This is a genomic window from Stenotrophomonas sp. C9D9, assembly GCF_056491205.1.
Genome location: NZ_JBSZIF010000004.1, coordinates 1,751,972 through 1,777,472 on the forward strand (window position 1 = coordinate 1,751,972; position 25,501 = coordinate 1,777,472).

The window sequence follows — 25,501 nt, forward strand, 5'->3', positions numbered from 1 at the left end:
GATGATCGAGCATCGGGCGAACAGGCAGAAATACGGATGGGCTCGCAGGCAGGGCGTGTGGCGCCCAGTCAACGCCAGGGACTCGCCCCAATACCGTGGCAGAATCGGCGCTGGCCGACCCCGTGCCCATCTACGGCGCCAGGCAGACCCACAACGCGACGCAGTGTCCTCCGCCGTCAGTGCCCAGGAGATCCCGTGCGACATTCGATACGACTCTTTAGTTGCGTGCGTCATCTCCGTGGCGGCCTCCGGCTACGCAGGTGTTCCCCACGCAGCAGCTCATGGAACCTACTGGCCGACGCATGGATGGCGCCATTCCTCCCCCAAAGCGCAATGGATGGATTTGGAGGTGCTGTACGCGCCGCGGTGTATAAGGACAGGACCGAGGGGCGGCGATGATGAAGCTGAGAATACTAGCTGCTGCAGTTGCGTTGGCCAGTATGGTGGTGAGTATCCATTCCAGGGCGGATGATGCCCTATACATAAACTACGCGCCAGATATGCGGTACTCGACAAATGGCGTGGATTCCAGATTGACCGTACTTCCCGGGAAGGGCCTTTTTGGTTATGGCAGCGAGTTCGGCAAGCTCGAGCGCTGCCAGGCTGGTGGTTCGTCGGACTGTCTCAAGATTGACTTCATGGCGTTCTACAAGGTGCCCATAGGAGGGAAGGTTGGTGACAGGTACAAAGAGGGCGCGTTTACCTTCGCCGTGGTAAAGGCCCTCTCCATTCCCATGCTGGCCGATGATCGCGAAGTTCTGAAGGTGGATGTGGAAAGGGATGGCGTCCACGCCAACTCCTTCTACTTCGATAGAAAAAGGGGGGTGATCGGCGTTAGAGTCAGGAACTTCGGCAATAGCGCTATTCCGGAGTCGGTGTTCTTTCTCGAGAGAGGCAATGGCGTTTTCTCAAGTGAAGAGCGAAAGCCGGATTAAGTTGAGCTGGTCGTGGACACGACAGTGCTGATACGGCGTAGATACCTGGATCCCACTACCCGTTTGGAGGTGCTGATGACCTCCAACCCTGACGTGGCTCCGGAGTTCCGAACCATCGATGAGATCCGCGTTTCATCGATCAGCGCGGGGCAACCTGCTGCAGGCAGAACCGAGAGCTTGCGCGGCGTGAAGCTGAAAGGCGTTGCCATGGGTGACCCGGCGTCCAAGGCCGTCGGCGCAGCAGTCGGGTATGGCCAGAGAGACACAAAGCAGGCAACGCTGGGCGGCATCAAGGTCGAGCGCACCTGTGGCTTCTCGGGAGGTGGATCGAACATTTGCTTCTACGTCCGGGATGGAAAAGTGGTTGCGATGGCACTGGGGTTTGGCCCCTGACCGGTTGCCGTGCCCCTAGCGGTGCAGGCGCAGCGCCACTACAAGCGTTAGCCTACGAAGGCACTTCAGCGCGGACATGGTTGCTGGGAACGGCCTGGCGGTGGTCTGGGCCCCCAAGCAGACACCGCTGCTCATCAGGCACCAACCCATTGAAGCGCCCAAACCTAGCCTCAATCCTCGAAGGCCCCGCGCTTTCCACCAGCAACCGCCCCTGGCTCTGATGCAGATCCAGCCAGCGCTCGAAGCTGATGCGCAGCCGTTCGATATCCGGCGCCCGCCATCGTGCATCGGCAGGCATGCGGATCAGCACGCGCGAGGGCGCATTCTCCACGTCCATCACCAGCACGCCCTTGCACCGGATCTCGAAGGACGTTGCCCCGGCATGGCGCGCGTGCAGTTCAAAGCCCTCGTATGCCTTCGCGGTAACGAAGCCGAGCGCATCACTGCGCAGCTGGCGGTAATCGGCCGGCCGCAGCTTCTGGTAGGCCCACACCTGATCGCCCGCTGGTTCGGGCCATTCCATCCACATCGCGCCGATCACCGCGATGCACGCCGCTGCAGCGGCAAGGCCGTGCATCTTCATTTGTCACCCCGCACACAGGCAGAAAAACTCCGCGCCATAAGCGCGCTCAGTCCTGGGGTCGCATCCGCTCGTGGATGAAGGCAGTCAGCGCGAGATCGGCCATCACCAGCCCCTCCATCACCCGGTCGCCCACGTACTGCTCCGGCTCGCCGTTCTGGCGCGTGCGCTCGGCCGCCAGCAGGATCTCCTGCACGATGCGTTGGCCGGTGAGTGCGCAGTCGGCGTCGGACAACTGCATCTGCCGGCTGCGTAGATGGTGCCGCTCGGGCCAGGGCTGGCCATCGGCCGCAGCGCCCGCGCCGATGGCGTGCAGGATGGCGATGAGGCTGTTCGGGTCCGGGGCCGGAGCGGCCGAGGGCGCTTCCTGGATCGGGCGCGGGGGAGGGGAGTGTGGCGTGGTCATGGCGGGCTCCGTGCATGCAGGCAGAAGCCGCCACCGATAAAGGTGGCGGACAGGGCGTGGCTCGAAAACCGGTTGCTAGACAAAGCCGGCGGGCACGAGGCCCCCACGCCCCGCCCGCCATAGCCGGCAGACGGATTGCCAGCCGGCACCACGCGCGGTGGTGCCGGCTGGCAAGCGCAAACTTACGTCTAGCAATCCGGGTTTTCGAGTCCCGACCACCGATGCACGGTGGCGCAGTAACGATTACCTGCTGTTGTGCGGAATGCCAACGGGTAGGGGTCAATGCCGCCAAAACCCGAGACGCTTTTGGCATTGTCGCATAGCGTGGAAAGGGGCGAGAGCCTTGGTGTGCTAGGCGGAACGGCACTTCTGGAACGAAGTCGACAGAACCTTCCGTCAGAGATGTAAGGCGCGGCAAATGCGACAGCACTCGCCCATCGGACATGTGTGATCGCTCATGCAACCGAACCGCTGCGACACCCGCTGGATGGTTTAAATGACTTCTTGCCTATTGAACCTTCCGAGTGCCGCGCGCAATCTGACTACTGCTGTAGTCACTCACGATCGTCCTGCCCGCAGTAGGAAGGATCTGCAGCGTTCGACTGGATTCCACCCACTGGCGCAGGCCAAACAAGGACCACTTTACGTGTCACGCCGCAGCCGACTGCTTCTCTGCGCGGGTCTGGTCCCGCTTCCGTGGTTCCTGTTCTGGACCAGCGTTGCCGCCGTATTCGCGCCGGGCTACAACCCGCTTGCGCAGCACGCCAGCGAGCTGCTGCAGGCGCCAACGCTCGCAAGCATCTGCGGCAGGATCGCCGCCATCGGCTCCGGTGTCGGCTTCGTGGCGTTCTCCATCGGGGTATGGCGGGAGTCCGGTCGCCGGATTGCCGTGGGCGCGATCTGCTGGATGATCTTTGGCATCTCCATGCTGACCAACGGGCTCTGGCCCATGGGCCATCCGATGCACGGCTTCTACACCATCGGTATCGCAAACATCATTGCACCGGCGATGTCGCACATCGAATTGAGCGCGTGGTCTGCCAACCGAAGGGCGTACGCCGTGACCGCATTGGTGAGCATCGCGGGCATCGTCTATCTCTGGTTGAACGTGGTGGGGGCGGATCCGGAGGGGTACAGGGGGCTGACACAGCGCCTTTTCTCGTCGATCAACTCGCTGTGGCCATTCCTGGTTGCGCTATATCTGCTGCGCAGGGGTTCAAGCGCGCAGAAGGCGGAGCCGACGTATTGATGGGTGGGCGTGCAGGCACATGGACGACCATTGAGCGTGTGGGGTTGAGAAGGGGATGAGGATTTTTCGCCGTCAGCTGATCTACGTTCGAGTGCACCAGGACCACTTCATTGCGCGCGTGGTGGGTGGAGACAGGACCATTCGTCGCCAGTGTCATGCCCTTGGCAATCGCGCGGGCCCGATCAAGGACTTTTCGAATATCCGGCCCCCGCTCAAGGCGATCTTCTCGGAACTCATGCCTGGGTTCTCTCTCGTCAAGCCGTGGGGGATTCTGCACTTTGATCCGGTGGAGTACCCGGTTACGAAGGAGGAACTGGCCGGGTTTCAAAAGGCTGCCATGCAAGGTGGTGTGAGCTTCTGTTTTCTCTCCACGTGGGAGCAGCGGCATGAAGACAGGGATCTGTTGGAGATGTTCAAGTAGGGTTCGGCCCGATACTTCGTTATAGGCCACGCAGATTCTTGGGCCGGTTCGAGGCACTGCGAGCGTCCGCTCTTGGCCGGAAGCGGACGCACACTACGGTCCATTTCCTCTTGGATATGACAACGGCGGCTTACGGCCTTTGCAATGCAGGCTAGTCATTCTCAGGCGTTGCAACGGATTGTGAATAGGTCACAATCCGCCTAGCATCGAGCTGTGCTAGGGGGGCGAACCCTTTCGAGGGGCGTGGGTGGCACAGCCAAACTCCCAGGGGGGAGCGTCCATCAAATGGTTTGGCGGGAGAAGAGACTATGTCGACAGTGAGTTTTCTTGCAGGTGAGTTTTTTCTGCGGAACAGACCCAACGGCGGCACGGCTGTACTGTTGCGGTCGCTTTGGGTGACATCGCTAATTTGTGCGATCGTGCTCCCAATCAAGTCGTACTTTGCGGCCGGCACGGAGCTTGTTTTCTCTGCAGCCCAGCTCAAAGTCGAGATTGGGCAAATGATCCCATGGTTCGGCGCCATCTTTGCCGGTGCGTACGCAGCGTTCTACACTAGGTTCGCAGCACAATGGGGCTATCTGGCTGCGCTGTACAACCAGCTCATGGCAACTCTTGCTTCCGCACCGCCAGGGCAATTTCCGAACGAAACTCTCATCGGTTGGAATGCCGCATTCATAGAGGACGCTCAAGACTTGCATCTTGCACGGAAGTCAATGTTTGCATCGGTCATCAGAGAGTTGCTGCAGAATCCGCACGTTGTTCGAGTCTTTCTAGCTTCCACCCAAGGTGGCCCAAACCGGCTTCGTGAATTGGAGCGCCAACTCAATTGCATTGCGGTGGCTCCTGCAGAGTTCGACTTTGGTACGGCACAGTCGGGGCAGCGTGCAGTTGAAAGTTTGGATACTTCCCAACCCGAAATGTGATTCGTTCGAGACGAATCCCCTGTAGCGGCTCGGCTCGGTTGGAGCTTCACGGATTTCTGCTTCTGGCCACTGCGAGACAAGCTAGCCTGAGTCAGTCTTCCGACGCTGATCGGCCGAGGTCTGCTTCTGGCCGGAAGCGGTCACCCAAGGGGCGGGTTGCGATTGTCTACATGAACCTGGGCGATTCACAGTTATTTATTGCTTCAGAAATTCCCCGAGCGGATTTCAGGCTGCAGCCAGAAATCTAGTAATTAGGCCACGGTTCCGCGCTCAGCCTCTGCCTTCCGGTGATGCCGGCTGAGCTTAGGCAGGGCTTCGGATCCTCCGTCACCAGACCAGAATTTGTCGGGAGACTCAGCACTCCTGGTGATCGGCAGCAGCTACCACGTCCACACTGACCTAACCACTGCACTGTCAGACATGCGGAACAGTGGCGACCACGGGGCGGCTCATCGCAGTACGATCTTCCATTAGTCCTTCATGGCTTGAGCTGGAGCTCAGGACTGCGCCGCAGTCTGCTACTTCTTTATCCTGGAAAGGTCTACTGGCCTGGGAGGACTGGCGTTTGCCATAGTGGACTGAGGCCCTGCAAAGATCGCCGAGTTGCTGCTTGGGTGCTCGGGAAAGTGGCGCGGGGGGTAGTTGATGAGCGCGATCGGAAGCTCAGCCTGATCATCGTCACCAAGATCCCCGAAGTCGTCCATCACCATTTGAGGTGGCACACCGTCAAACGCGTACCCTCTATTGATCAGTGCGAACCCCAGCGGGAAGCACTTCATGATCCAGAGCATGCTCGCGCTACCGCATCCCAGACGTGTGATGGAGTAGTCCCTGGTCAGCACGACGCCTGGATGCGGGAAGAGCCAGTAGCACAGACTCAGGGAGTTGGGGAATTTTGCCGCGGGATCGGTAAGATAGTTCTTCAGCACCTCTGTCAGTTCCCCCTTGTGGAAACGATCAACGCCTTGGGAACACAGGTGGCCGATCACCGAGCGCATGATGCGTTGGGGTCGTAAGCGCACGTACTGGAGAGCCGGAATGTGAAGTACTGACGTGGTTAGCGCCGTCACCTTCTCCACCAAAGAAATCAATTCAGGATCGTAGCGGGTACCGAGGATGTCTCGATTGCAGTGCTCGCAGAGCGATCTGAACTGAACGCCATTGTTGAACTTCTGGTACCGGAATTTTGACCCGTCGCGATAGGGAGCCATCACTTCGGAGACACGCAGTGGAACGCGCGGGGCCCATCCCTTGGGTGGACAGTGGTCCACGGTCAGCGGGCCGACCTCGCCACAGATGTTGCACTTCCCGACCTGAGGGCCGCGCGTCTGTTTGATGGGCATTGAGGCAGTCCATTGGCTGGTTTCGTGGATGGTAAAGGCGGGACTGATCACTTTGACCAGGTTCGACCGTCCCGAGCGGGAAAGACATCCAACTGCTGTAGTTGCGCCTGCGTGAGCCGCAGTCCAAAAAAAAGGGCCCGCAGCAATGCGGGCCCTTCATTCATCATCACTTCTTCTTGGTGGGCGGCGGCGGCGGACGGTTGTGTTCCTTCTGAGTGGTGCGCGGGTGGTTCTCCGCGAAGCGCTCGGTCACAAACCGGCCAGTCTCCGAGCTGCGGAAGTCCGCGGGGCCCTTCTTACTGGACATATCTGATCCTTTTTGCGAGATCTCTCCAGAAGATGCTCTGCTCCAAGTCCTGGGCACCCGGACCCAATGACTGGGTCCGGGGCCTTCCTATCAGCCCTTAACGGCGCGGATGGGAGCGGTAATGACGGATGACGTGTTCCACACGGCCGAATCGACGGCGGGTGTAAGCACGTACCGGTACATTCTTGGTACGCATAGCTCTCTCCTTCGGAGAAGGTGAGAGGAGCGCGGTCTCGCCAAGAGAGCTCCAGATCGCCCGGGCGTGTTATTGACACGCTTCGGTCAACCGTGGAACCATTGTCCAGTCGAAGCCAAACGACAAGACGGTACTTGGCAGTCTGACAGGTGAGTCCCCTCTGGCACTCGCTCCTGTCCCCGGCCTTGTTACCTAGGAATCGCGCTCCAACGCGACCCTTGGTGACGTCTACATTGTTAAAGAACTGACCCTCGCCCTAAACAGCGGGGGTTTTTTCGTGGGCGTATCACACCCTTGACCAAACATTAACTGAGGTGCTCGGTTCAGTCAAGCGATTTTGGTAAGTCGAGAAGAAATCTTAACGTTAAGCCGTCTATTTGGCCCGTGGCGGCGATTCCAGCCCCACCAACTTATCCTGATTAGCAATTGCCTTGAAATTGCACACAGCGCGTCCTAGGGCCATTCGGGCGGGGTATTACCTTTGGCCTGTGCGAGTGGCGATCCTCGCCGAAGTCCGGCCAAAGTCGGCAAACATCCGGGATAAATTCCTCTAAAAGCGCTCAATTTTACGAAATCTTCAGCGAAAACTTCCTGTTGAAGCCGGTTTTGGCGAAATCCAGTCAGGGATTCCCTACCACAGCTTTTCTCCTTCCGCCTCAAACAGTGCCAATTGAGTTGCGCCAGGAAGTGCTGCGGGCGGACATCGACAGTAGGCATGAAGCAATTTGCGTCGCCCTTGGCCCGCTGCTGGTGGGAGCCGCCGTCGACCAGATCTAAGAGCAAATTTTGCGCATTTCGGGGATCCCGGCGGCTTGGACAGTAAACGACCGGGCCATCTGATGCTTTCTCGTTTCCTATGTTTTTACGCCGAGTGATTCAGGAAGATCCTTATCTACCAAAGGCTTAGGCCGCAGAGGCGAAGGATATCGATGATCGCTCTATCTAGATGCTCCACCACGCGTGCTTTCCAATTTAAAGCACCCCCACTCCGTGGAACATTCATGTGGAACATCTCGTCCAGCAGTTTGGCACCATCAACCCGGCCGCATGCGCAATTTTTGTCCTGGCTCTCTGCGCTTTTGCAGTGGCTTGGAAGGTCCTTCATATCCTCGGCAAGGTCATTCGTAAGAAGGATGACAAGTGAGCGCCTGGGGCAGCTTCCCTTCATGGCCTGTAGGGCTCTTGGCCCCTTACGAGGCGGAGCCAACAAGCTGACCGGGAGGCACATCGCTACGATGAAGGTCTTCATCGCGGTGGCGATCGAGGTGGACTTCACTACCCGATCAAGCGAAATAACCAATGATCGCCTGACTCACCTGACGGGCCTGTCCCGTCCAATGCTCTTGCCAGCGGTGGAGACTCTGGCAGACAGAGGTGTTTTGAAGTTTGACAACAGCGGCTATCGCAATCGCTTCACCCAGGTCCCATGTGCGGAGAACACGCGCTGGACCAAGGTGCCAGCGGACCTTGCAACCAAGACCATGCAGCAGTTGCCAAATCGAGGCGTGACGGTCCTGGCTGCGTTCAAGATCTATCTGAAGCTCCTCGAGAGCCGCTCGAAGGGCAGCTCCAAGACGGTCATCTCCCACCGGAAGCTGGTGGAGGCCATGTCCCTGCCTCCCGCGATGTTGCAGCCGGTATCGACCATCTGGTTGCCAATCGCCTTGTCCATGTAAGGCAGCATCCGACGCTGAACACCGCCGGCCACCCGGTCAATGAGTACGACCTCAAAGGGCCGCTCAATGGTCACGGTGGACCAACCAATTGAAGCCTACAGGAAGCCTACAGAGCTAGGTCCAACTCGGACACACCGTCGCGGGCACGCAACCCCGTCGCTAAACGTCCCCCGCCATGGGCGTGCACATGAGCACGCCAGCACTACATGGAGGAGTGGATAAAATCCTGCTCTGTCTGTCACGTTCGGAGCTACGTAGATCATCACGTCTGACTCTCCAACCAGGACCAACTCCGCCTCGTCCTAAGGTGCATCAGTAGGCTCACACCCACCAGGAAACCGAAACGCCAAGGTTACTGTGGACAACTACAAATCATCTGAGTGTCTGCTTTTGGCTGATAGCTGACCTGACGTCGATGAGGCGTACAGATTGGAAGAGATTCCGAAAGGACAACTGGATTCCGATGGCCGCATTCGATCATTCCCTGGTGACCCTCCGATTCTTCGGGGACGACCTCCTGCCCGAAGAAGTCAGTGCCTTGCTCGGAGCGACTCCAACCGCATCGCATCACAAGGGCCAGGAACTCAGAGGCAACCAATCAGGCACCGTGCGTATCGCCAGGACCGGCAGCTGGCAACTTGATGCGGAGCGTCGTGAGCCTGAAGATCTGGACGCTCAGATCTTCGAGATCCTCGATCAACTCATCGACGATCTCGCCGTATGGCAGTCATTGGCACGCTTCCGGCCTGATCTGTTCTGCGGTCTCTTCATGGGCAGCAGCAACGGTGGTGTCTCGCTTTCGCCTCGCGCTCTGCTCGCCCTTGGTCAACGCGGCATTGAGCTCGGGCTGGACATCTATGAAGCCGATGAAGAAGTGCGCAACGCTCCGTGCCCAGAGGTCATCAATTGATGATCTCGCCACTCCCCGAAGCAACAAACGCCTTCAACTGCCGAACGAACTCCGCGTCATAAAGCTCCCACTCCACAATCTCCCCAACAACCCGCAACGGCTGCGCACTCCGATACGACCGCGTCGGGTTCCCGGGAAACTTCTTGTTGGTCACGTTCGGGTCGTCTTCAAACGACCCGGTCGGCTCCACCACATACACGCGCGGTCGCCCTTCACCCTTGGCCATCTCCGCAGCCAGCCCGGCGCCCTTGGCAATGGTGGTGAAGTAGATGTGGTTCATCACCACACTGTCGCGATAGTTGGAGCGGAAGCCCGCACTCAGCAGCTCGCCCACCGCTAGATCAGCGCGGGTGCCGTGATAGAACGGCCCGGCGATCTGGTCGCAGGTGTCATGCGAAACGGGTGTCCAATCGGTGTCCTGCGCCATCGGCACTGCCCCTGCGTGTCCTGCCGGATCGACAGGCCGGCGAGTCTAGGGCGCCCGGTGGGCCTTGCTGCAAGGCCCCATCCGGGAAATAATCTGTAAACGGGAGGCGCGGTGCGCCTCCTTTTTTCATTCTGCGGCGCCGCGGCCTTCCAGCTCGCGCACGGCGGTTTCCAGCGCGTCCAGCTTCTGGCGGGTCTTCAGCAACACGGCGCGCTGCACTTCGAACTCTTCGCGGGTGACCAGGTCGAGCTTGGCCAGGCCGGCCTGCAGCGCGCTCTTGAAGGTGGCCTGCAGTTCCTCGCGCGATTCGCGCAGGCCCGGCGGCACCAGGTCGCTGAGGCGACGGGCGAGGTCATCGATTTGGTTCAGGTCGATCATGGGGTGCTCCGTGGGGGTAGGGCCCGTGCATCCGGCGCGGGCAGGCCGATCGGGCACAAGGATACTGCTGGCACCCATCGCCCGGACAGGCGGCAGCGGCTTCGCACGGGCCGCGTTCAGGCGCTATCCTCCACGCCGGAAGACAGGAGATAGACGATGAAGATGGTCATGGCGGTGATCAAGCCGTTCAAGCTCGACGACGTGCGCGAAGCGCTGGCCGAGCGTGGGGTCACCGGGATCACGGTGACGGAAGTGAAGGGCTTTGGTCGCCAGAAGGGCCATACCGAGCTGTACCGTGGCGCGGAGTATGTGGTCGATTTCCTGCCGAAGGTGAAGCTGGAAGTGGCGGTGACCGATGACCAGGTTGAGGCCGTGGTTGAGGCCATCGTAAAGGCCGCCGGCACCGGCAAGATCGGCGACGGCAAGGTGTTCGTGTACGACCTGGGCAGCGTGGTGCGTATTCGTACCGGTGAGCTGGACGCGGACGCGTTGTAAGTGGGGGTGTGGGCGGCCGACTGCAGCGCGGGGGGCTGGACCGCTGCGCGGTCTGGGCGACGGGATGCTTGACCCCTCTGTCGTAGAGTCGAGCAAGCTCGACTCTACGACCGGGATCGGGCGGCGCGAACACCCGTATGCGATGAAGAGCCCTCCCGGTGTGATCAGCCCGGCGGAATGAGGGGGGACGACCGCCACTCCGGTAGACCGAGCGCGCGGCGGGTGCGCGTCACGGTGGCGGCGATCTCTGCCTCGAAGCCGCCATCACGTTGCAGCAGCGGCATGAGTTCGGCACAGCGTTGCTTCAGCACATCGACCCATGGCGCTGGGTGGGTCTCCGTAGCGGCCAGTGCCAAGTGCCTGCGACCCTCGTCGTAAGCGCCCGCCAGCCCGGCAGTGATGCCCGCATGGATGTGTTCGCGGATGCCCGGTTTGGGGTGGCGGTTCATCAATGCACGCACATGCCCCGGGGTGGGGAAACGGTCACGCAGGGCCAGTACCTCGGCGGCGGCCTGCTCAGCCAGTGCCTGTGCGGCCGAGGCAAACTCGGCGGTTTCGGTGAAGCGTTCGAATCCGGCAACGCGGCCGCCCACGTCGAAGGACAGGTAGTCCTTTTCTTCCCAGAGCCAGCAGGCGCCGACATTGAGGTAGCTGCCCCTGTCCCATGCCGAAGGCTGGAACTCGACCACTCCGACCCACCAGCCCTGGTCGTCAAGCCAGGTGCGCGAACGGCCCTTTTGCACGCAGCCCAAGGGGCGCAGTATGGATCTTGCGGCTGAAGTCAGCAGGCGGGTGTGTTCAGGTGTCGGCATCCCCAGCGTCCTTGCGAGTGGCGTGCCGACGAGTATCGCAGGGCAAATCGGGCGTGTGACCCCGGGCAAATGCAGGGGCAAACGGCAGTCGCGCAAGCAATGCAGGGGCGAACAGCGCTTAACGCCGCTTCGCCCACTTGTAAAACCGCTTCCAGCCCTGGCGCACGGCGGCGACCCAACCCGGGTCGGCCACGAGTGCGGCCTGCGCGGCACTCGGCGCCTGGCCGGTCACGCGCTGGCGGATCTTCAGCAGGTTCTTCATGTCGCTGCGGCGCATCTGCCGGCTCAGCGGGCCGCGCCGCAGCCAGCGGGGTACGCGCCAGGCGGAGGTGAAGTCCAGCAGCACCGGCACGCCACCGCTGACCACCACGTTGGTACCGTGCAGGTCGTTGTGGGTGATGCCGGCGGCGTGCAGGCGGCTGAGCGCGTGCTGCAGCTGCTCGAACACGTCGTTGCCGACGGCCTGCGCGGTGCTCAGGGTCTGGCCGGGAATGAACTCCATGCCCAGCGCCAGGCCACCGAGGGTGCCGAGCAGTGCGGGGGCATGCTTCCAGCCGCCGAGGCGCTGCAGCATGCGGGCTTCACGGCGCACCATCAGCCGCGCGATCAGCGAAACGGGGGTGCCGCGGTAGCGGGAGTAGTCCTTGATGACGGCCTCGCGCCCATCCAGGCAGGTGCGGTAGACGTCGGGGGCCAGGAAACGCTCGCCGCGCTTGAGCAGCAGCGGGGAGGCGGCGTCATTGCCGCAGGAGGAGGGGGGAGAGCAGGAAGATACATGTCGGGGTCTCGGACGACCCGGTGGGTGGCGCAAAGCGTCAAGCGAACCGGTGTTACAGGGAGTTACTAAGTTTTCGTTAATTTTAGTACTCGCCAGTTCGCTATTCCACGATTTGTCGGAGAAATGTCGGGGCCGTGGCTGGAACAGTTCGTCACGCAGAATCGGACAATTCTGTCTCACTTATAGGGCTTGCTGTGTTGAATCAATGGGTTGGGCGCGCTTTCGGCCCATTCATCGGCGCCGCGCTGAACGCCACGCACGTCCGGCTTGACCCCGGCGCACGCCCTGCCGACCATAAGCTGTTAACCCGCGACATCGGCGGCCGCCCCCCTCCGGCACGTCCCCGTCCCCTGCCGCGTTCCCAACCGGTGCTGGCCGCCTGGCCGTGCATCGCCCCGTTTCCCGTTCCGGCTGCGGCTGGAGGAAAGTGCTTTGATCATCAAAATCGTCATTGCAGCGCTGTTCGTGGCCTGCGTGCTGTACATCCACTTCCGTGGCAAGGTGCGCGCGCGCTGGTCGCGCCAGCTGCTGGACCACTCCAGTTTCATGGCCCCGATCAACGTGGTCATGTACATGTTCTCGAAGGTGCCGACCACGCCGTTCCTGGACCCGGCCAAGGAGTTCCCGCAGCTGGAGCCGCTGCGCCAGAACTGGCAGATGATCCGCGACGAGGCGCTGGCGCTGCGCGATGCACAGAAGATCGCTGCGTCCAGCACGTTCAACGACGCCGGCTTCAATTCGTTCTTCCGCCGTGGCTGGAAGCGCTTCTACCTGAAGTGGTATGGCCCGTCGCACCCGTCGGCGAAGGCGATGTGCCCGAAGACCACGGCGCTGCTGGAATCGCTGCCGGACGTGCGTGCGGCGATGTTCGCGCAGCTGCCGTCGGGCAGTGAACTGCGCCCGCACCGCGACCCGTTCGCCGGTTCGCTGCGCCTGCACTTGGGCCTGGCCACGCCCAACAACGACGGCTGCTACATCGAAGTGGACGGCATCAAGAAGAGCTGGCGCGACGGTGAGTGGATGATGTTCGACGAGACCTACATCCACCACGCGCACAACGAGACGCCGGATGACCGCGTGATCCTGTTCTGTGACATCGCCCGCCCGCTGCGCTTCGGCCTGCCGGGTCTGTTCAACCGCGCGGTGGCGGCCACGCTGCTGGCCGGTGGTGCCTCGCCGAACCTGCCGGGTGACCCGACCGGTGGCGTCAACAAGGCGTTCGGCAGTGTCTACAAGGTGCGCCTGAAGGCCAAGGCACTGCGCGAGCGCAGCGTGGTGGCCTACCAGCTGATCAAGTGGGGCCTGGTGGTGGCGGTGATCGCCGGTATCTGGGCGCTTTGATCGTTACATGCGGTTGCCGGCCAGCGGCCGGCACTACCGGAACATGAAAAAACCCGCGCTGTTGCCAGCGCGGGTTTTTTGTTGGATCAACCCTTCAGTGCCGCCTGCACGAACGGCGGGGTCACCAGCACGCCGGTGTGCAGCGCGGCGGTGTAGTACAGGGTGTTGAAGGTCTTGGCGGCCGAGTCGGCCTGGCGGAAGTCGAAGCTGCTGTCGCCCTTGCGCGCCATGGTCACGCTCCACCAGCCGGTGGGGTAGCACGGCTGCGGGAACGGCAGGGTCTTGAACGAGCCGAAGCCGGCCTTGCCCATCTCGGTGCGCATTTCGTTGATCAGGTCCAGCTGCATCAGCGGCGATTCGGACTGCTGCACCAGGATGCCGTCGTCCTTCAGGGCCTTGAAGCAGCTCTCGTAGAAGGCCTTGTTGAACAGGCCTTCGCCGGGGCCGACCGGATCGGTCGAATCGACGATCACCACGTCCACGCTGCCCGCCGGGCAGTTGGCCATGTAGGCCACGCCGTCGTCGAACAGCAGCTCGGCGCGGGCGTCATCGTTGGAATCGCACAGTTCCGGGAAGTGCTTGCGCGCCATCACGGTGACCTGCTCGTCGATATCGCACTGGGTCACGCTCTCCACGCCGGTGTGCTTGAGCACTTCGCGCAGGGTGCCGCAGTCGCCGCCACCGATGATCACCACGCGCTTGGGCGCGGCGTGGGTGAACAGCACCGGGTGGCTGATCATCTCGTGGTAGAAGAAGTTGTCCTTGCTGGTCAGCATGATGGCCCCGTCGATGGTCATCAGGTTGCCCCAGTCGGTGGTCTGGAAGATCTCGATCTTCTGGAACGGCGACTGCACCTCGTCCAGCTTGCTGGTGATGCGGTAGCCGATGGCCGAGCCGGTGCGCTCGAAGTGTTCGATGTACCAGTTGTTGCTGTCAGTCATTGGAAAACAGTCCTGTTCGGAGGGGTGGAGCCGGGCTGGCGGGCGGGGCCGCGTGGCACAGATGCCACATCCGGACGGATCGGCCCGTTCAGGTTGAAACCTGTCACGGGCGCGGGCGCGCATGATAACGAACCTGTGGGCATATAGGCGTTATCATGCCCCCCCTTTTATTGCCAACAAGGCCGACTGAAATGACCGATTGGTCCCTCGACCAAGCCCGCAAGACCTACTCGATCCCGCATTGGGCGGACGGTTACTTCGACGTGGATCAGGCCGGGCACATGGTGGTGAGACCGACCGGGGCGGACGGCCCGGTGGTGTCGCTGCCCAAGGTGGTGGACGCGGCCCGTGCGGCCGGCGCCAAGCTGCCGCTGCTGGTGCGCTTCCCGGACATCCTCGGCCAGCGCCTGGGCAAGCTGCAGGCGGCCTTCGGCCAGGCCCAGCAGGACTGGGAATACAGCGGCGGCTACACCGCCGTGTACCCGATCAAGGTCAACCAGACCCGCGGCGTGGCCGGCACCCTGGCCAGCCACCACGGCGAAGGCTTCGGCCTGGAAGCGGGCAGCAAGCCCGAGCTGATGGCCGTGCTGGCGCTGTCGCGCCCGGGTGGCCTGATCGTCTGCAACGGCTACAAGGACCGCGAGTACATCCGCCTGGCCCTGATCGGCCGCAAGCTGGGCCTGCAGACCTTCATCGTCATCGAGAAGCCGTCCGAGCTGAAGCTGGTGCTGGAAGAGTCCAAGGCGCTGGACGTGAAGCCGGGCTTGGGCGTGCGCATGCGCCTGGCCTCGCTGGGCGCCGGCAAGTGGCAGAACAGCGGTGGCGACAAGGCCAAGTTCGGCCTGTCGCCGCGCCAGCTGCTGGACCTGTGGAAGTCGCTGCGTGACACCGAGTACGCCGACTGCCTGAACCTGCTGCACTTCCACATGGGTTCGCAGATCTCCAACGTGCGCGACATCGCCAACGGCATGCGCGAAGCCACCCGCTACTTCGTGGAGCTGTCGCGCCTGGGCGCGAAGATCACCCACGTCGATGTGGGCGGTGGCCTGGGCGTGGATTACGAAGGCACCCGTTCGCGCAGCTTCTGCTCGATCAACTACGGCCTGCATTCCTATGCCAGCAACATCGTGCAGCCGCTGGCCAATGCCTGCGAAGAGTTCGGCCTGACCCCGCCGCGCATCGTCACCGAGTGCGGCCGCGCGATGACCGCGCACCACGCGGTGCTGATCGCCAACGTCTCGGAAGTGGAAGAAGCGCAGGAAGGCCGCGTGCCGGACCAGCACGACGACGAGCCGGCGGCGATCCGCCACCTGCGCGAGATCCACGACGAGCTGGACGTGCGCCCGGCGGTGGAGCTGTTCCAGGAGGCACAGCACTTCCACGCCGAAGGTCTGGCCAGCTATGCGCTGGGCCAGATCGACCTGCCGCAGCGTGCGCGCATCGACGATCTGTTCTACGCCATCGCCCACGGCGTGCGTGCGCGCCTGAGCTATGACGAGAAGAGCCATCGCCCGGTGCTGGACGAACTGAACGAGCGCCTGGTCGACAAGTATTTCGTCAACTTCAGCGTGTTCGAATCGATCCCGGACGTGTGGGCGATCGACCAGGTGTTCCCGATCGTGCCGATCGAGCGCCTGGACGAAACCCCGGACCGCCGCGGCATCATCGCCGACATGACCTGCGACTCGGACGGCATGGTGGAAACCTATGTCGAGAACGAGAGCCTGGACAGCTCGCTGCCGCTGCACAAGATGAAGCCGGGCGAGAGCTACCGCATCGGCTTCTTCATGGTCGGCGCCTACCAGGAGATCCTGGGCGACATCCACAACCTGTTCGGCGATACCGACGCGGTGGAAGTGCTGGCCGATGCCGATGGCTATGCCATTACCCAGCAGCGCCGTGGCGACACCACCGATGTGATGCTGGATTACGTGGGTTACCGCCTGGACGAACTGCGTGCGACCTATGCGCAGCGCGTGGCCGAGGCGCAGCTGTCGCCGGAACGCGCGCAGGAGCTGTCGGAGGCGCTGGAAGCCGGCCTGACCGGTTACACCTACCTGTCCGACGAACCGCTGGTCTGATGGACGGTGCCGGGCCTGCCCGGCGCCACCGTTGCCGATGAGCGCGCGCGCGATCTTCCACCTGTTCCTGCATGCCGCCGTGCCAGCGCTGCTGGCATGGCTGTTCTGGCGCAAGCGCTTCGCCTCGGCGTGGCTGCTGATGCTGCTGGGCTGGATCATTGATCTGGACCACCTGTTGGCGGATCCGATCTACGCACCGAACCGCTGCAGCATCGGTTTTCATCCGCTGCACACCGCACCGGCCATCGCGGTCTATGCCGGGCTGTGCGTGCCGAAGAAAACGCGGTTGTTCGGCATCGGTTTGATGATCCACATCGTGCTGGACGCGATTGATTGCTGGTGGATGCATCACCGTTGATGCTGGGTGCGTGTCGACCAAGGTCGACACCTACCGGGGGCACGGCGACCGGTCGGATTGGCGCTTGGTAGAGCCGGCCGCTGGCCGGCTTCCGCAGGGTGTTCCCGATGACCGCGTGGTTGCCGGCCAGCGGCCGGCACTACCCACCGTCAGGTTGGTCGCTTCACGCCACCGGCAACCACAACGTTGCGCGCAGGCCGGGCTGCGCATTTTCCAACGCCACGTGCCCGCCATAACTGGCGGCGATATCGCCCACGATGGCCAACCCCAGCCCACTGCTGCCCTCGCGCTCATCCAGCCGCACGCCGCGCTGGGTGACCCGTTCCAGCGCATCTGCAGCCAGGCCGGGACCGTCGTCGCGCACTTCGATGCGCAGCTGCCCTTCGCTGCTTTCCGCTTCGACAGTGACCTGCCGTTTCGCCCAGCGCCCGGCGTTGTCCAGCAGGTTGCCCAGCATTTCTTCCAGATCCGCACTGGCACCGGCGAACTGCAACGCCGGATCGATGCCTTCCGCCGTGAATGTGATGCCACGTTCGCCATGCACGCGTGCCATCAGCCGGCACATCGCCTGCGCGACGGCCGCCACGTCGGTGCGCTGGCGATGGTCGGCAGCCAGTCCTGCAGCCAGGTAACGGTCGACACTGGCCTGCATGCGCGCACTCTGTTCGCGCACGGCGGCACGCCAGTGCGTGCCGTCGCCGTCCGCTTCGGTGGCCAATACGCTCAGCGGGGTCTTCAGTGCATGCGCCAGATCCTGTGCACTGGTGCGTGCGCGCGCAACCATGCGTTGCTGGTGGTCCAGCAGCGCGTTGAGTTCTTCCCCCAGCGGTGCGACTTCCGCGCCCAGTTCCTGCGTGTCGATGCGTTGCGCGTCGCCGCGGCGTACCCGTTCCAGCTGCTCGCCGAGGCGATGCAGTGGGCGCAGGCCGAAGTGCACCTGGCTGGCCAGCACCGCCAGCCACGCCGCAACCAGTACGCCCAGGGCGATGGCGGTGCGTTTGCGGAACGCGGCAACATCCGCATCCAGTGCGCTGCGATCGGTGGCGACCACCGCCACGAACGGTTCGCTCGCGCGCGGCAGGCGCACCTGCTGCACGCGTGCGCGCAGGGATTGCTGCAGCGGTCCGGGCAGATTGCGCGTGGCCGGCCCGGCAGCCGGCGCCGGCAGGGTTTCATCCCACAGCGAGCGCGACTGCAGCAGCACGCGGCCATCGGCACCGGCGATCTGCCAGTAGGCACCGGAGAACACACGCTGGAAGCGCGCGTCATTGGGTTCCTGGCGCAGCCGCAGCTGTCCTTCCGGGTCCACTTCGGCCTGTGCCAGCAGGGTCAGCATGTCCTGCTGTAGTTCGTGGTCGAGGCGGTCGCGCGCGCTGCGCTTGAACAGCTCGCCCAGCAGTGCGCTGGCCAGCAGCGAGACCAGCAGCAGGCCGACGCCACCGGCCAGCAGCAGGCGCCGCCGCAGCGACGGTTGCCGGTTCATGGCGCGGCCAGCCGCCAACCCTGGCCGCGCACGGTCTGGATCAGGTCGATGCCGAGCTTGCGGCGCACCCGTCCGAGCAGCACATCCAGTGCGTTGGAGTCCGGGTCATGGCCGCCGTCGAACACCTGTTCACCCAGCCGGTCGCGGCCGATCACCTGACCGCTGTGGTGGATGAAGTAACTGAGCAGGCGGAATTCCTGCGGACTGAGGGGCAGCGCCTGCCCATCCAGCTCGAAGCGGCCTGCATTGACGTCCAGTTGCAGCGGGCCGCAGTGCAGGCGAGGGCTGGCGTGGCCGTGGCTGCGGCGGATCAACGCGCGCAGGCGCAGCACCAGTTCGTCGGCCTGGAACGGTTTGGTGAGGTAATCGTCGGCACCGGCATCGAAGCCTGCCAGCTTGTCGTGCCAGCGCCCGCGCGCGGTCAGTACCAGCACCGGGAAGTCGCGGCCGTTGCCGCGCCAGCGCTCGATCACGCTCAGTCCGTCCAGCCCGGGCAGGCCGAGGTCGACGATGGCGGCCTGCAGGTCCTCGATCTGGCCGATCTCTTCGGCCTCGCGGCCATCGGCGACCACGTGCACCACATAGCCGGCCTGTTCCAGCAGGGGCACCAGGCGCTGTGCCAGTGCGGCATCGTCTTCGGCCAACAGGATGCGCATCAGTCGTCGAGCTCCGTCTTCAGCAGCTTTCCGCTGCGCGCATCATAGTCCAGCTCCACCACTACGCCGTCGCCGCGCAGGATCTCCACCTCGTAGACGCCGTCGTCCAGCTCCACTTCCAGCAACTGGCCCGGGTAGCGCTTGAGTGCATCGCGCACCACGCTTTCCAGCGGCACGTAGCGGCCCTGCTGCACGGCGCGGCGCGCGACCTGCTGCGCCGGGTCCTGTGCGGGCGCGGCGGCGGTCGGGGCGCTGGCCAGGGCCAGCAGCAGGGGCAGGGTGGCGAGCATGCGGGCACGGAAGGAGGGGAACAGGCGCGAGTGTGGCGGGGATGACTAACAGCCGGCTAACAGCCACGGCTAAGGCGCTGTTAACCGGGGCATGCATCGTGGCGTTGCCGGGATGGTCCGGCCACGAACACGAACAGGAGAACCCCCATGTTGAAGTCGCTTGCCCTCGCCACCGTTACCCTGCTGGCCATCGCACCGGCCGCACAGGCCGCGCCGCTGGGCATGGCCCAGGTCGAACAGACCCTGCGCAAGGCCGGCTATACCCAGATCCACGAGATCGAACGCGATGATGGCCTGTGGGAAGCCGACGTGAGCCGCGCCGATGGCCGCTTCAGCGAGGTCTACGTGGACCCGAAGACCGGCGAGATCTTCGATGAGCACAGCGGCCGCGCGCTGCTGACCACCGAGCAGGTGCTGGCACGTGCACAGGCGCATGGCCTGCGCGAGATCCATTCGCTGGAACGCGATGGCGCGACCTGGTCGCTGGAAGCCCGCAATGCCCGCAACCAGAAGGTGGACGTGCGCCTGAGCGGTTATGACGGCCGCATCTTGCACAGCGAGCGCGATGGCTGGCTGGATTGACCTGCTGGTAGTGCCGGCCGCTGGCCGGCAACCCATGATCGCTTCCAGCCCCGCGAGTCGCCGGCCAGCGGCCGGCGCTACCGCGCGGTTACCAACCGGGCATGGACTCGGCTCTACAGGGGTGGCTTACCAGCCGTACGGCGGCGGGTAATCCCAGCCCGGGCCACGCCCGTAGTAGCCGCCATACGGGCCGAAGAAGCCCGGGCCCTTGCCTTCACTCACGTGGATGTTGAGGTTGACCCCGTGGGTCTTGCCTTCATCGGTGGTGTAGTTCTTGCTGAGGTTCAGCGTGGCCGCGTTGTAGTGGCTGTTGCCGCCGTTCTTCGAATAGCCGATGCCGGTGGTGAAGCTGCCGGACACCTTGACCTTGTCGTCGGTCACGTCGGCGATCTTGGCGTCGTCGTGCACGCGCGGGCCGCTCTTGTCACCGTAATAGGTGCCGGGCGGGTCCTGCTGCAGGGCCGGGTCGTTGAGGTAGCGCATCGGCGCCTGCGGCAGCGTCAGGTCCAGGCCGGCAGCCTGCGGCGCGGTGGCGCCAGCGGCGGACTGGGCCAGCACGGTTCCCGGCAGGGCCAGGCACAGCAGCAGGGTCAGGGGGCGGATCATGACGGCGCTCCAGCGGACAGGTGGCCACGCAACACGCGGCGGTACAGGCCGACGCTAGCAGGGGTTGCTTGAATGATGCCTGTCGGCGCCGGATTGGGGTAGAGCCGGACGCTGCCGGGCTGCGCGCTACAGCCGCCCGAACCCGAACAGCCCTTCCAGCGCATGCCTGCGCCGCTCGATCCGGGCCCGCAGCAGCTGGGCGCCGATCATCGAATAGGTGATGCCGTTGCCGCCGTAGGCCATGGCGAAATGCACCCGCGGGCCCCACTGCGCGTGGGGGCCGAAGAACGGCAGGCCGTCCGCCGTCTCGGCGAAGGTCCCGGCCCAGGAGAAGGCCGGCACCGGGTCCAGCCGCGGGAACCAATGCAGCAGCTGTTTCATCAGCTTGTCGGCCTTGCGCTGTACGCGCCGGTCGCGCCGGGCCGGGATATCGATGGCGTCGTCCAGCCCGCCCACCAGCAGGCGGCGGTCGCCGGTGGCGCGCAGGTACAGGTAGGGGCGTGCGCTCTCCCACACCATCGTGTTGCGCAGCCTGCCCAGCACGTCCGCATCGATGGGATCGGTGATGAAGGCATAGCTGCTGCGGTTGCGCGCGACCCGCTGCTGCAGCCATGTCTGGTTGGCATAGCCCATTGCCAGCACCACGTGGCGGGCGTGGATGGTGGCGCCGCCCTCGGTGAGGGCGCTCACGCCGCGCGCGGTGGGTGTCAGCGTATGCAGCACCGTGCGGTCATGCACATTGCTGCCGCGCCGGCACACGCGTTGCAGCAGCGCATAGGTCAGGCGGTAGGGATCGACCCGCGCGGCCTGCCGGGTCAGCAGGGCCCCGCCAGCGTCCACGTTGAAGCGTTCCCGTAGTGCCTCCGGGCCCAGCCAACGGGCATCCAGGCCGATGCCGCGCCGCGCCTCGCCCTCGGCCATCAGGCGCGGCACGTCGCGAAGGCGGCTGGCCAGGTACAGGCTGTCCATGCGCTGGAAATCCACGTCCTTCACCCCGCGCGCCACCTCGGCCAGTGCCGGGATTGCCTCCGCGCAGGCCCGGTACGCCAGTGCAGCGGCGTCCTGCCCGTAGCGCTCGGCCAGTTCCAGCAGATGGGTATCGATCTCGTACTGCAGCAGGGCGGTGCTGGCGGCGGTGCTGCCCCAGCCGATGTCGCGCTGTTCGATCACTGCAACGTCGTGGCCATGCTGGGACAGCTCGTCGGCGATCAGCGCACCGGTGATGCCGCCGCCGACCACCAGCACGTCGCAGCGCAGGTTCTGCTGCAGCGGCGGGAAGGCGTGGATCAGGCCGTTGCGCACCGCCCACCACGGGTAACCGCTCTTCAGGTCCATGGCCGTGCGTGGCTCAGGCCGTGGGCTGGCCGGTATGCGGCGTCTGGATCAGTTCGGACAGATCGAAGCCCTGCAGGCGGGCCGCCGCCAGATAATGGTCCTGCACGGTCGCGTCCAAGCGCGGCTCGCGCGCCAGCAGCCACAGGTACTTGCGGTCCGGGCTGCCGACCAGCGACACGCTGTAGTCCGGGGCAACCTGGATCACCCAGTAGTCGCCCTTGGCGAACGGCAACCAGCGCAGGCCCTTGGGCAGGAAACTCACCTCCAGGCGCGCGCTGTCGTTGTCGACGGCGCAGGCCTCGCCGGTGGCTTCCTCGATCTCGCCGTCCATGCGGCAGCGGTTGGTGACGCCGACGTTGCCGTTGTCGAGCAGGGTGTAGTGCGCAGACACGTCGGTGCAGCCCTCCGGCTCGTGGCGCATCGGCAGGCGCGCGATCTCGTACCAGGTGCCCAGGTAGCGGGGCAGCTTGAGGTCAGCGACGGTCTTCAGCGGCGGGTGGTCGGTCATCGGCGGTCGTGGCAGGGGTGGGCCTCCACGATGCCGATGGCCTTGCCATGGGCGGGTGAAGCCGGGGCGATGGCCGTGTCCAGAACGTTCCGTCGCCCCGGCGGAGCGCCCGTTGTCACCGGCGTGGCGGTATCCTGCCGCCAGCGCCGTGTTTTCCTGATCCAACCGAGGTGGAGGTGCCGATGTACCAGGTGATCCTGTTGAAGAGTGAATCCGCGTTCGCGCGCGAACAGTGGCCGCAGGTCGACGACCTGGTCGACTACGAGGGCGTGGCCTACAGCCTGCGTGCCGGCCCGCGGCAGCCGCTGCCGACCGACCACGACTGGCACCCGGTGGCGGTGTACGCGCCCGATGAGATCACCGAGGAAGAGTTCCAGGACTGGTACGCGCTGCAGCAGCCGACGGTGGAAGAGCTGCGCCTGAAGTACTGATGCGCGACGCTGGCGGGGGCGCCCATCCGGCCTTGACCGCCTCTGCCGTATAGTCGCGCGCAGGCGCGGTGGTCCGCGCGAACCGGTGTGGCTGCGTGTCTTCTTTCCTGCGATCGATCCGTGCACGGGGGGCCTGGTGGGTCCTGCTGCTGTGCACCGCCTTCCTGCTGTCCGCGCCGGTGCTTGCGCAGGATGAGGACCCCACGCCGAAGCAGCAGCTGGCGGATATCGATTCCAGCCTGAAGGATGTGGAGCGCAAGCGTGGCGATGCAGAAGCCACCGAGACGCTGGCGATGCTGTCCGAGAATGCCTCGCAGGCACGGCGTGACGCCGAGGCGCTGGAAAAGGCGCTGCAGCCACAGTTGGATCGACTCAACGAACAGCTGGCGCAGCTGGGAACGCCGGCAGAAGGCGCCACTGAGCCGCCGGAGCTGGCGGCGCAACGGCGCACCCTCACCAAGCAGCGCGACGGCCTGGCCGCTTCGGTGGTGCAGGCCAAGGCCAGTGCCGTGCGTGCGCAGCAGCTGGCGGCGGACATCGAGCAGCAGCGCACCGCACAACGCACGGAAGAACTGGGCCAGAAGGTCGCCTCGCCGCTGTCGCCTGCGCTGTGGAGCAAGGTGGCCGAGCGCCTGCCGATCGATATCGCGCGCGTTGCGCCGTTGGCCGAGCAGGGGCGCGACGCGCTGGTCGCCGGCATCCGCACCCATGGCTGGGGCACGCCGTTGCTGGGCCTGCTGGCCGCGCTGGTGATGATGTTCCCGCTGCGGCTGTGGCTGCGCGCGCTGGGACGCAGGTTCGCCGCGTCCGAGCGCGCGCCTGACGGTCGCCTGCGCCGGTCTGGCCTGGCCATGTGGCTGCTGCTGGTGGGTACGCTGCTGCCTGGTTATGCCGTGGTGGTACTGATGGCGGCGCTGGATGCCATCGATGCGATCGCGCCGCGCCTGCAGGTGGTGGCCGACGGCCTGGAGACCGCCACCTTCCGTGCGGCCTTCATTGCAGCGCTCAGCGCCTGCCTGCTGGTGCCCAAGCGCCCGTCATGGCGGCTGTTGAACCTGGACGATACCGCCGCGCTGAAGGTGCGCAAGTACGCGTGGGGCGCGGCGGCGCTGGCCTGGCTGAGCACGGTGCTGGTGGCCCTCGACCAGGCCACGCGCACCAGCGATGTCACCACGGTGGCGTTGGACGGCTTGATTGCGCTGACCTACCTCGGCCTGATCATGGCCATGTTGGTGACCCTGGCGCGCCTGCATCGGCGGCAGACCGCCGAGGCCGAGGCTAAGCTGGAAGCACAGGCCGATGGCCTTGGCGTGAGTACGCCAGTGCGCCGCAGCAGCTGGCTGGTACTGGCCCGGGTAGCGGGCAATATCGCCGTGGTGGCCGCCATCATTGCCACGTTGCTGGGCTACCTGAATTTTGCCAAGTTCGTGAACCAGCAGCTGATCGGCGGCAGCATCGTAGTGCTGGCCGCGACCCTGCTGTTCAAGTTCGTCGACGACCTGAGCACGTGGATGCTCAACGCCGACAGCAAGGTCGGCCAGACCATCCTGCTCAGCACCGGCCTGAGCGTGTCGCGGCTGGAACAGGCGGGCGTGCTGCTGTCGGCGGCGTTGCGCACGATTGTCGTGCTGCTTGCACTGCTGGCGCTGGTGGCGCCGTTCGGCAACATCGGCGCGGTGGTGGAGCGCTTTTCTTCGCTGTTCACCTCTGGATTCGATATTGGCGGAACCAAGCTGGAGCCGGTGCGCATCGTGCTGGCGGTGTTGGTTCTGCTGGCTGGCCTGGCCGTTACCCAGCTGGTACAGCGCTGGCTGACCGACACCTACCTGCCCAAGACCGAGCTGGACCTGGGTGCGCGCAATTCGGTGAGTACCGTTGCCCGTTACGTGGGCATCATCATCGCGGTGATCTGGGCGCTGAGCGCGATGGGCCTGCAGCTGAGCAAGCTGGCGTTGCTGGTCAGCGCGCTGTCGGTGGGTATTGGTTTCGGCCTGCAGGTGATCACCCAGAACTTCGTGTCCGGCCTGATCCTGCTGGCCGAGCGCCCGGTGAAAATCGGCGACTGGGTGAAGCTGGGCGACCAGGAAGGCGACATCCGCCGCATCAGCCTGCGTTCGACCGAGATCCAGGTGGGCGACAAGTCGACGCTGATCGTGCCCAACTCCGAGCTGGTCACCAAGACCGTGCGCAACATGACGATGGGCAACAACCAGGGCCGCATCCAGATCCAGTTCGCGGTGCCCCCCAGCACCGATGTCGGCAACCTGCGGCAGGCGCTGCTGGATGCGTATACCGCGCACACCAACGTGCTGAAGCAGCCGGCACCGACGGTCTACATCGACAGCATTGCCGGTGGCCAGATCACCATCAACAGCTTCGCGTACGTGGCCAGCCCGCGGCAGGTGTATGCCACCCGCAGCGATCTGTACTTCAGCCTGCTGCAGATCCTGGCCGAGCGGAACATTCCGCTGTCGACCCCGACCGACATCCACATCACCCGCGATCCGCAGGAGTAGGGGGTTCTTTGCAGGGCTGCGCCCTGCACCTGCTACGAGCCGGAGCAAAGGCAACAGCAACCGCAACCGCAACCGCAACCGCAACGGCAAAAGCTGGTTTCCTGTGGGATGGCGGGGTGGGGCCGGTTGCGGGAGGCGCCGTAA

The 25,501-nt window shown here is 64.2% G+C and carries 30 protein-coding genes; 15 read left to right on the forward strand and 15 right to left on the reverse strand.

What is annotated here, in order from left to right:
- The first annotated feature begins 395 nt into the window (after positions 1-395).
- Both ACXI0D_RS13370 and ACXI0D_RS13375 read left to right on the forward strand, forming a co-directional pair.
- Entirely contained in the window at positions 396-935 is a 540-nt protein-coding gene (locus ACXI0D_RS13370; protein ID WP_479642679.1) for a hypothetical protein, read from the forward strand.
- 75 nt (positions 936-1,010) lie between these two features.
- On the forward strand, positions 1,011-1,328 hold the full coding sequence (locus tag ACXI0D_RS13375) for a hypothetical protein (RefSeq protein WP_479642680.1): 318 nt from the start codon (positions 1,011-1,013) through the stop codon (positions 1,326-1,328).
- A 52-nt stretch (positions 1,329-1,380) separates the two neighbouring features.
- On the opposite strand, the gene ACXI0D_RS13380 is transcribed toward ACXI0D_RS13375, so the two are convergent.
- Both ACXI0D_RS13380 and ACXI0D_RS13385 read right to left on the reverse strand, forming a co-directional pair.
- Entirely contained in the window at positions 1,381-1,911 is a 531-nt protein-coding gene (locus ACXI0D_RS13380; RefSeq protein ID WP_479642681.1) for a cold-shock protein, read from the reverse strand.
- 46 nt (positions 1,912-1,957) lie between these two features.
- Positions 1,958-2,314, reverse strand: a complete 357-nt coding sequence (locus ACXI0D_RS13385; RefSeq protein WP_479642682.1) for a hypothetical protein — start codon at positions 2,312-2,314, stop codon at positions 1,958-1,960.
- 646 nt (positions 2,315-2,960) lie between these two features.
- On the opposite strand from ACXI0D_RS13385, the gene ACXI0D_RS13390 reads away from it, so the two are divergent.
- The 3 genes from ACXI0D_RS13390 to ACXI0D_RS13400 all read left to right on the forward strand — a co-directional run bounded on the left by ACXI0D_RS13390 (position 2,961) and on the right by ACXI0D_RS13400 (position 4,907).
- Positions 2,961-3,563 (forward strand): DUF998 domain-containing protein, encoded by a 603-nt coding sequence (locus ACXI0D_RS13390; RefSeq protein WP_479642683.1) that lies wholly within the window; start codon positions 2,961-2,963, stop codon positions 3,561-3,563.
- Between the two features lie 55 nt (positions 3,564-3,618).
- Entirely contained in the window at positions 3,619-3,984 is a 366-nt protein-coding gene (locus ACXI0D_RS13395) for a hypothetical protein (protein ID WP_479642684.1), read from the forward strand.
- 308 nt (positions 3,985-4,292) lie between these two features.
- Positions 4,293-4,907: a hypothetical protein gene (locus ACXI0D_RS13400; RefSeq protein ID WP_049468953.1), complete on the forward strand. Its 615-nt coding sequence runs from the start codon at positions 4,293-4,295 to the stop codon at positions 4,905-4,907.
- A gap of 518 nt (positions 4,908-5,425) precedes the next feature.
- Here the strand turns inward: ACXI0D_RS13400 and ACXI0D_RS13405 are convergent.
- Both ACXI0D_RS13405 and ACXI0D_RS13410 read right to left on the reverse strand, forming a co-directional pair.
- On the reverse strand, positions 5,426-6,250 hold the full coding sequence (locus tag ACXI0D_RS13405; protein ID WP_479642685.1) for a hypothetical protein: 825 nt from the start codon (positions 6,248-6,250) through the stop codon (positions 5,426-5,428).
- Positions 6,251-6,416: 166 nt separating this feature from the next.
- Positions 6,417-6,557, reverse strand: a complete 141-nt coding sequence (locus ACXI0D_RS13410) for a hypothetical protein (protein ID WP_176422039.1) — start codon at positions 6,555-6,557, stop codon at positions 6,417-6,419.
- 1,199 nt (positions 6,558-7,756) lie between these two features.
- Here ACXI0D_RS13410 and ACXI0D_RS13415 point away from each other — a divergent pair.
- From ACXI0D_RS13415 to ACXI0D_RS13425, 3 genes are all read left to right on the forward strand, one after another.
- Positions 7,757-7,897, forward strand: coding sequence for a hypothetical protein (locus ACXI0D_RS13415; protein WP_479642686.1), 141 nt, complete (start codon positions 7,757-7,759; stop codon positions 7,895-7,897).
- A gap of 91 nt (positions 7,898-7,988) precedes the next feature.
- Entirely contained in the window at positions 7,989-8,429 is a 441-nt protein-coding gene (locus ACXI0D_RS13420; protein ID WP_479642687.1) for a hypothetical protein, read from the forward strand.
- Between the two features lie 463 nt (positions 8,430-8,892).
- Positions 8,893-9,339, forward strand: a complete 447-nt coding sequence (locus tag ACXI0D_RS13425) for a DUF4279 domain-containing protein (protein WP_479642688.1) — start codon at positions 8,893-8,895, stop codon at positions 9,337-9,339.
- Here ACXI0D_RS13425 and arr read toward each other — a convergent pair.
- The gene (arr, locus tag ACXI0D_RS13430) at positions 9,332-9,766 is read right to left on the reverse strand and encodes an NAD(+)--rifampin ADP-ribosyltransferase (RefSeq protein ID WP_432592681.1); all 435 of its coding nucleotides are present in this window, start codon (positions 9,764-9,766) and stop codon (positions 9,332-9,334) included. The two genes, ACXI0D_RS13425 and arr, sit on opposite strands and share 8 nt — an antisense overlap.
- Before the next feature lie 126 nt (positions 9,767-9,892).
- On the reverse strand, positions 9,893-10,144 hold the full coding sequence (gene ubiK / locus ACXI0D_RS13435) for a ubiquinone biosynthesis accessory factor UbiK (RefSeq protein WP_005419983.1): 252 nt from the start codon (positions 10,142-10,144) through the stop codon (positions 9,893-9,895).
- Between the two features lie 156 nt (positions 10,145-10,300).
- Between ubiK and ACXI0D_RS13440 the strand changes: the two genes are divergently transcribed.
- Complete coding sequence (locus tag ACXI0D_RS13440; protein WP_005411374.1) at positions 10,301-10,639, forward strand: P-II family nitrogen regulator; 339 nt, start codon at positions 10,301-10,303, stop codon at positions 10,637-10,639.
- A 164-nt stretch (positions 10,640-10,803) separates the two neighbouring features.
- Here the strand turns inward: ACXI0D_RS13440 and ACXI0D_RS13445 are convergent, their stop codons facing one another.
- Both ACXI0D_RS13445 and ACXI0D_RS13450 read right to left on the reverse strand, forming a co-directional pair.
- Positions 10,804-11,451 (reverse strand): hypothetical protein, encoded by a 648-nt coding sequence (locus ACXI0D_RS13445; protein ID WP_479642689.1) that lies wholly within the window; start codon positions 11,449-11,451, stop codon positions 10,804-10,806.
- Between the two features lie 118 nt (positions 11,452-11,569).
- Complete coding sequence (locus ACXI0D_RS13450; RefSeq protein WP_440565131.1) at positions 11,570-12,175, reverse strand: RIO1 family regulatory kinase/ATPase domain-containing protein; 606 nt, start codon at positions 12,173-12,175, stop codon at positions 11,570-11,572.
- Between the two features lie 489 nt (positions 12,176-12,664).
- Here ACXI0D_RS13450 and ACXI0D_RS13455 point away from each other — a divergent pair, with 489 nt between their 5' ends.
- Positions 12,665-13,570, forward strand: a complete 906-nt coding sequence (locus ACXI0D_RS13455; RefSeq protein WP_024957655.1) for an aspartyl/asparaginyl beta-hydroxylase domain-containing protein — start codon at positions 12,665-12,667, stop codon at positions 13,568-13,570.
- An 86-nt stretch (positions 13,571-13,656) separates the two neighbouring features.
- On the opposite strand, the gene speE is transcribed toward ACXI0D_RS13455, so the two are convergent.
- A complete protein-coding gene (gene speE, locus ACXI0D_RS13460; RefSeq protein ID WP_479642690.1) occupies positions 13,657-14,511 on the reverse strand; it encodes a polyamine aminopropyltransferase in 855 nt (284 codons plus the stop codon).
- Between the two features lie 191 nt (positions 14,512-14,702).
- Between speE and speA the strand changes: the two genes are divergently transcribed.
- Complete coding sequence (gene speA, locus ACXI0D_RS13465) at positions 14,703-16,592, forward strand: arginine decarboxylase (RefSeq protein WP_012512349.1); 1,890 nt, start codon at positions 14,703-14,705, stop codon at positions 16,590-16,592.
- 37 nt (positions 16,593-16,629) lie between these two features.
- Complete coding sequence (locus ACXI0D_RS13470) at positions 16,630-16,950, forward strand: DUF6122 family protein (protein WP_006474656.1); 321 nt, start codon at positions 16,630-16,632, stop codon at positions 16,948-16,950.
- A gap of 163 nt (positions 16,951-17,113) precedes the next feature.
- Here the strand turns inward: ACXI0D_RS13470 and ACXI0D_RS13475 are convergent, their stop codons facing one another.
- From ACXI0D_RS13475 to ACXI0D_RS13485, 3 genes are read right to left on the reverse strand one after another with little or no spacing between them, the layout of a single operon-like run.
- Entirely contained in the window at positions 17,114-18,433 is a 1,320-nt protein-coding gene (locus tag ACXI0D_RS13475) for a sensor histidine kinase (RefSeq protein WP_119007007.1), read from the reverse strand.
- On the reverse strand, positions 18,430-19,089 hold the full coding sequence (locus ACXI0D_RS13480; protein ID WP_119006857.1) for a response regulator transcription factor: 660 nt from the start codon (positions 19,087-19,089) through the stop codon (positions 18,430-18,432). The genes ACXI0D_RS13475 and ACXI0D_RS13480 overlap by 4 nt, the downstream gene beginning before the upstream one ends.
- Positions 19,089-19,379 carry a PepSY domain-containing protein gene (locus tag ACXI0D_RS13485; protein WP_099589012.1) on the reverse strand — a complete coding sequence of 97 codons (291 nt, stop codon included), beginning with the start codon at positions 19,377-19,379 and terminating at the stop codon, positions 19,089-19,091. Before ACXI0D_RS13485 ends, ACXI0D_RS13480 begins: the two co-directional genes overlap by 1 nt.
- Before the next feature lie 147 nt (positions 19,380-19,526).
- Here ACXI0D_RS13485 and ACXI0D_RS13490 point away from each other — a divergent pair, with 147 nt between their 5' ends.
- Positions 19,527-19,961, forward strand: coding sequence for a PepSY domain-containing protein (locus tag ACXI0D_RS13490; RefSeq protein ID WP_119006856.1), 435 nt, complete (start codon positions 19,527-19,529; stop codon positions 19,959-19,961).
- A 126-nt stretch (positions 19,962-20,087) separates the two neighbouring features.
- Here ACXI0D_RS13490 and ACXI0D_RS13495 read toward each other — a convergent pair whose 3' ends face one another.
- The 3 genes from ACXI0D_RS13495 to ACXI0D_RS13505 form a co-directional block, all read right to left on the reverse strand.
- Entirely contained in the window at positions 20,088-20,567 is a 480-nt protein-coding gene (locus ACXI0D_RS13495) for a hypothetical protein (RefSeq protein ID WP_014038776.1), read from the reverse strand.
- 126 nt (positions 20,568-20,693) lie between these two features.
- The gene (locus ACXI0D_RS13500; RefSeq protein ID WP_101766210.1) at positions 20,694-21,902 is read right to left on the reverse strand and encodes an NAD(P)/FAD-dependent oxidoreductase; all 1,209 of its coding nucleotides are present in this window, start codon (positions 21,900-21,902) and stop codon (positions 20,694-20,696) included.
- A gap of 13 nt (positions 21,903-21,915) precedes the next feature.
- Positions 21,916-22,410: a lipocalin family protein gene (locus ACXI0D_RS13505; protein ID WP_049443962.1), complete on the reverse strand. Its 495-nt coding sequence runs from the start codon at positions 22,408-22,410 to the stop codon at positions 21,916-21,918.
- 182 nt (positions 22,411-22,592) lie between these two features.
- On the opposite strand from ACXI0D_RS13505, the gene ACXI0D_RS13510 reads away from it, so the two are divergent.
- Positions 22,593-22,841 (forward strand): hypothetical protein, encoded by a 249-nt coding sequence (locus ACXI0D_RS13510; RefSeq protein ID WP_006399378.1) that lies wholly within the window; start codon positions 22,593-22,595, stop codon positions 22,839-22,841.
- Positions 22,842-22,936: 95 nt separating this feature from the next.
- Positions 22,937-25,357, forward strand: coding sequence for a DUF3772 domain-containing protein (locus ACXI0D_RS13515; protein WP_049443959.1), 2,421 nt, complete (start codon positions 22,937-22,939; stop codon positions 25,355-25,357).
- Positions 25,358-25,501: the final 144 nt, after the last annotated feature.